At 34.1% G+C, this 958-nt stretch carries 1 protein-coding gene; it reads right to left on the bottom strand.

The annotated features are described in order from the left end of the window. Positions 1–351: 351 nt before the first annotated feature. Positions 352–771 (bottom strand): nucleotidyltransferase domain-containing protein, encoded by a 420-nt coding sequence (locus Q1B07_RS26645; RefSeq protein ID WP_299095834.1) that lies wholly within the window; start codon positions 769–771, stop codon positions 352–354. Positions 772–958 lie beyond the last annotated feature (187 nt).

Below are 958 nucleotides of genomic sequence, written 5' to 3' on the forward strand. Positions count from 1 at the left end.
CTTGACTATCTAAGTCCCATTGAATATAAAAATATTCACCTTAAAAAAAGTGTCTAGTTTAGTGTTGACATACCAGACACCTCGTACTATACCAAGAGGGCTCTTTTTGTTTCAATCCTCAAATTTCTTCATTACAGGAATGGCTCCTTATTAAACCTTGTAAAACTTTCATGAATGAGTATATTATTTTTCCCTGCTCAAATTATCCTGCTTCAATAGTACAATCCTTCACAATTCCAATCATATTTTAACATAAATATCCAATTTAAGTGCCAAGTGTTATTCAATTTAATTGCCTTGTAAAGCAAAATAGGCGCAATCAATCCTTAGCGCCATAGTTGAGGAATAGGATTACAAATTATTTAAATACATTTTTATACTATAAAATATATTCTCTTTTTCAGTTACGACCTTAAAGCCATTTTTAACCACATTCTTCGTACCTTCATCAAGTGGCTCTTTAACCCACTGGTCCGTTACAACCCCGTATTCAACCTCTAATCCATTACCATAGAAGATTCTTAGAGAGGTTAAAATCCCCCATTCTTCAAGTGTACTACTCTCAATATTACCGAAATTAAAATCATTTTTAATCATATTTAACGTAAGGTCTTTATTTGTAGTAATAATCGTTAAATCCACATCTGAATTCGAATGAAAGTCACCTCTTGCAAATGAACCCACAACTGCCACACCTTGTATATGTGTTTGTTGCTCGGACCATCCCTTAAAATTTCCCAAAAGTAAGTCTGCCTTCTCTTTTATTTTCAAAAATTATCCCTCCCTGAATCTATCGCGGGTTGTCATGAATTATTAAATAAGAAAAACCGGGCAAAAACCGCCCGGTCCTTTTTTGTCTAGCGAATATCCGATAGCTTGTTCTCTATTCCATGAATTCCTTTATAAAACTCAGGGTACATTTCTCCTCCACATTTTTCACATGAAAACATAGGTGGAG

This window comes from uncultured Metabacillus sp., assembly GCF_947503125.1.
In the GTDB taxonomy this organism is placed as follows: domain Bacteria; phylum Bacillota; class Bacilli; order Bacillales; family Bacillaceae; genus Metabacillus.